The following is a 4,422-nucleotide window of genomic DNA, read 5'->3' as shown; positions in this document are numbered from 1 at the left end:
GGCCCCGCGCCCGTAGGGTCCGCTGTGCGGACCAGCGACCTCCCCTACAGCAGGGTGGCCGGATTTATAATCAAGGCCTCGTTGTCGTAATCGAGGTTATCGTAGCGCCCTGGATTCCCTTGCAGCCCAAATGGCATCGCTTCTCCGATTACGACAACGACAACGACAGCGACGATGTCGTGGCCGGGCTGATCGCTTGCGTTGCTCGTCGTCAATACCCGTCACTGGCTGCGCGGTCCGAAAAAGATCCGGTGCATCCGCTCCGGACCGATCACGCGCGCCAGTTCACGGATGGTGCAATACATGAGGATCAGCACCAGCAGCAGGAGCTGGACGGCGAGAAAATGCGGCCAGACCTGTTCGGCAAGCAGCTTCTCGTTGCCGGCGATGATGCCGCCCGCCTGCCGGGCGAAGTCGATGAGACGCTCCAGGTAATGGATGAGCCCGGCGACCACCAGGTAGATTACGGTCTTCCAGGTGATGTTGTAGATCAGGGGCCGGTCCGGATAGCGATTGATGATGGGCAGCAGGTCCGCCAACAGGACGGCCTTGCCGAGGATCAGCGCCGCGACCGCGACCGACAGCGTGGTGCCGAGCGCGATGCCGGTACCCTTGAGCATCAGGGTGCGGATGAGCGCCACGATGTGCAGGGCGATGAAGAAGAAGAGCGTTGGCGGCAGGATCGCCAGGAACTCCTCTTTGATTCCGGCCGACAGCTTGCTCATGGTGTTGCGATGACCGTTCGCGTGAGGTCCGGCAGTTCGCTGCCGGCACTGGGTGTGACGAGATAAGTCTGCGTTACCACCTTTGGGGAACAGCGGACCATCGCCCACTGCCGGGTTATCAGCTAGGCGCCTCGATAAGACGAATGGTACATTCAGTACAATCAGGGCACAAGCCGCGCGTCGCCGGGAGTCCGAGGCCCTGGGCAGAGCGTCGGGTTCGGATCAGTGACCGCGGTGCCGAATGATGGGCATCGCTTCGCTCTGCCCATCCTACCGTCTCGGCGCCGGGCGCCTGCCTTCCGGGCTACCGGATCGCCCCCATGTTCAGGGAACCAGAACCATCCGCCAACCGCCGCCCCACCCGCCCCATGCTCGAAATCGCCAACCTCTCGCGCCAGTTCAACGGCCGCCGCGTGCTGCAGGACCTCTCGCTGCGCCTGCGCCCGGGCGAGTATGTGGCCGTCGTCGGCGAGTCCGGGGTCGGCAAGTCGACCCTGCTCAACCTGATCGCCGGGCTGGACCGGCCCGACGGCGGGCGGCTGGCGCTCGACGGGGCCGACTACGCCTCCCTCGACGAGGACGCGCTGACGCGGCTGCGGCGCGACAAGCTGGGCTTCGTCTTCCAGGCCTTCCATGTGCTGCCCCACCTCACGGTGCTCCAAAACGTAGCCCTGCCGCTGTGGCTTAAGGGGTACAGCGGCGCGGCGGCGGCGGGGCCGGCGCAGCAGCTCCTGGAGGCCGTGGGCCTGGGCGGGCGGGCGGGGAGTTGGCCGCGGGAGCTGTCCGGCGGTGAGCTGCAACGGGTGGCGATCGCGCGGGCCCTGGTCCATGGCCCGCGCCTGGTGCTGGCCGACGAGCCGACCGGTAACCTGGACCCGGCCAACGCGGCGATGGTGCTCGCCCTGCTTGCCGCGCGCATCCGCGGGGCGGGCGCGATCGGCATCCTGGTGACCCACTCGCCGGCGGGGGCGCAGACCGCCGACCGGGTGCTGCACCTGACGGCCGCGGGTCTCGCCGGGTGAGGCTGGCGCCGGTCTTTCTCGGTTCGCTCGCCCGACGGCGGGTGGCGACCCTGTTTTCACTGATCGCCATCGTCCTGGGGGTCGCGCTGGGCATGGCGGTGCAGGCGGTCCACGAGGCCGCGCTGACCGAATTCGGCCGCGGCCTGCGTACCATGGCCGGTGAGGCGGACCTGCAGGTGGTGGGACCACGCGGGGGCTTCGACGAGGCACTCTATGCCCGGCTCGCCGCCCGCCCTGAGGTCGCGGAGGCGAGCCCGGTGGTCGAGGTAGATGCGCAGATCGTCGGGCGGCTGGAATCGCTGCAATTGCTCGGGGTCGACGTGTTCCGGTTGGCGCCCGTCACGCCGGCCCTGCTGCCCCGGCCGCAGGAGGCGGCCGAGGCGGATGCGGGCAGGGACGCGGGGTCCCTCGCCGCCCTGGCCGAGGACAGCCTCTTTCTCAGCGCGGCGGCGCAGGATGCCCTGGGTCTTGAGACCGGCGAGCGGCTCCAGTTGCACGCGGGCACCCAGCCCCTGGTGGTCCGCATCGCGGGCGACCTGCCGGGCAGCCCGGACCACCGCCGACTGGCGGTGATGGACATCGCCGCCGTGCAGGCGCGGTTTGCCAAGCTCGGGCGGCTCACGCGCATCGACCTGCGGCTGGCCGAGTCGGTCGCACCGGGCGCGGCGCAGGCCGCCCTGCAGGCCATGCTGCCGGCCGGGGTGCTGATCGAGGAACCCAGGGCCGCGGAGGATCAGGCGGCCAACCTGTCGCGCGCCTACCGGGTGAATCTGACCATGCTCGCGGCCATCGCGCTCCTGACCGGCGGCTTCCTCGTCTTCTCGGCCCAGGCACTCTCGGTGGTGCGCCGCCGCACCGAGTTCGCCTTTCTGCGCGCCATCGGCCTGGCGCGGCGCGACCTCTTCGCCTGGCTGGTGGCGGAGGGCGCGCTGGTGGGGCTGGCGGGGGGCCTGCTTGGCGTGGCCCTGGGACATGGCCTGGCCTGGGGGCTGCTTGCGGTCCTGGGCGGGGACCTGGGCGCCGGGTATTTTTCCGGGCTGACCCCGCGGCTCCAGTTCCAGCCGGGGGTCACGGCCCTCTATGTGGGGCTGGGCGTGCTGGCCGGCGTCGCGGGCGCCTGGCTGCCGGCGCGCGAGGCGGCCACGGTGTCGCCGGCCCAGGCGCTCAAGGCGGGCGACGAGGCGGCCCTGCTGGGCGGTCACGGGCACCCGCGCCTGGGGCTGGCCCTGTTGGCGGCCAGCCTCCCCGCCTGCTGGATCGCGCCCGTGAACGGGCTGCCGCTGGGCGGCTATCTGGCGGTCGTGTGCCTGCTGGCGGGGGCCGTAATGCTGTTGCCGGTGTTGGCCACCGGCGTCGCCTGGCTGCTGCCGCGGCGCGGCCCGGTGTCGGCCCGACTCGCCGCGGCCAGGCTCGGGGCCGCACCCGGGCACGCGGTGGTGGCGGCGGCCGGGGTCCTGACCAGCGTCGCACTGGCGGCGGCGATGGCGATCATGGTCGCCTCCTTTCGCGGTTCGGTCGACGAGTGGCTGGACCAGGTCCTGCCCGCGGACCTCTACCTGCGCCCCGGCAAGGTCCAGACCAGCGGCTATCTGGATGAGGCGCTGCAGGCGCGGATCAGGGCCGTGCCCGGCGTCGAGGAGGTGCGTTTCACGCGCCACGACAGCCTGCGCCTGGCCCCCGGGCGCGCGCCGGTCGCCTTGCTGGCCCGGCCGGTGTCGGCCGACGGGCACGAACTGCCCCTGGTCGGGGCGGCCCGACCCGGCGGCGGCGAGCCGGCCATCTGGGTCTCCGAGGCGGTACAGGACCTCTACAGTTGGCGGCCCGGCCAGCGCGTTGAGGTACCGCTGGCCGGGCGGCCGGTCGCGCTGCACGTGGCCGGTGTCTGGCGCGACTATGCGCGCCAGACCGGAGCGGTGATGATCGACCTGGCGGACTATCGGCGTCTCACCGGCGACCCGCTGGCAAGCGATGCGGCCATTTTCCTGGCCCCCGGTGCCGCGGCGGATCAGGTCGCCGAGGCGCTCAAGGCCGCGGCCGGGCCGGGCGCGCTGGAGACCGCCCAGCCGGGGCTGATCCGCGGCATCACGCTGCGCATCTTCGACCGCACCTTTGCCGTCACCTATCTGCTGGAGGCGGTCGCGGTGGGCATCGGCCTGGCCGGGGTGGCGGCCAGCTTCGCGGCGCTCGCGGCGGCGCGGCGGCGCGAATTCGGCATGTTGCGCCACCTGGGCCTGACGCGCCGCCAGATCGGCTGGATGCTCGCCCTGGAGGGCGCCCTGGCGGCCGGGGTCGGGGTGCTCGGCGGCCTGCTGGCGGGCGGGGCCATCGGCCTGGTGCTGATCGAGGTCGTCAACCGGCAGAGCTTCCACTGGAGCATGGACCTGCGGGTCCCCTGGGGCTCGCTCGCCTGGTTCGCCGCCGCCCTGACCGCCCTGGCGGCCCTGGCCGCGGTGCTCGCGGGCCGCCAGGCGATGCGGCAGGAGGCGGTGTTGGCGGTGCGGGAGGATTGGTGATCCCGTCCGACCCCAACGGGGTCGAACATACCAGCCCAGGGCAACGCCCTGGGTTGGCGTTGTCGAGCCAATTGGGAACGGTTCACTGATAAGTTAAACAAGTCCATCAGGGAATGCCTGTCCCGTCGTTGTCGTTGTCGTTGTCGTTGTCGTTGTCGTAAT

Annotated in this window: 3 protein-coding genes; 2 read left to right on the top strand and 1 reads right to left on the bottom strand. The window is 71.3% G+C overall.

Features of this window, described 5'->3' with window-relative positions:
- Nucleotides 1–221 precede the first annotated feature (221 nt).
- Nucleotides 222–725, bottom strand: coding sequence for a hypothetical protein (locus QZY48_RS05995; protein ID WP_295428998.1), 504 nt, complete (start codon nucleotides 723–725; stop codon nucleotides 222–224).
- Nucleotides 726–1,093: 368 nt separating this feature from the next.
- Between QZY48_RS05995 and QZY48_RS05990 the strand changes: the two genes are divergently transcribed.
- Together QZY48_RS05990 and QZY48_RS05985 are read left to right on the top strand one after the other, a co-directional pair.
- Nucleotides 1,094–1,747, top strand: a complete 654-nt coding sequence (locus QZY48_RS05990; RefSeq protein WP_295429000.1) for an ABC transporter ATP-binding protein — start codon at nucleotides 1,094–1,096, stop codon at nucleotides 1,745–1,747.
- Nucleotides 1,744–4,260, top strand: coding sequence for an FtsX-like permease family protein (locus QZY48_RS05985; protein ID WP_295428996.1), 2,517 nt, complete (start codon nucleotides 1,744–1,746; stop codon nucleotides 4,258–4,260). Before QZY48_RS05990 ends, QZY48_RS05985 begins: the two co-directional genes overlap by 4 nt.
- The last annotated feature ends 162 nt before the right edge of the window (nucleotides 4,261–4,422 follow it).

The sequence above is a fragment of the uncultured Thiodictyon sp. genome (genome assembly GCF_903828115.1).
GTDB lineage: Bacteria > Pseudomonadota > Gammaproteobacteria > Chromatiales > Chromatiaceae > Thiodictyon.
The sequence above is the reverse complement of the archived record's forward strand: the minus strand, read 5'-3'. Positions and strand labels throughout refer to the sequence as shown.

Bases quoted from the DNA above. Each gene is read 5' to 3' on its own strand.
- QZY48_RS05995 (WP_295428998.1), bottom strand. From the start codon at position 725: ATGAGCAAGCTGTCGGCCGGAATCAAAGAGGAGTTCCTGGCGATCCTG.
- QZY48_RS05990 (WP_295429000.1), top strand. From the start codon at position 1,094: ATGCTCGAAATCGCCAACCTCTCGCGCCAGTTCAACGGCCGCCGCGTG.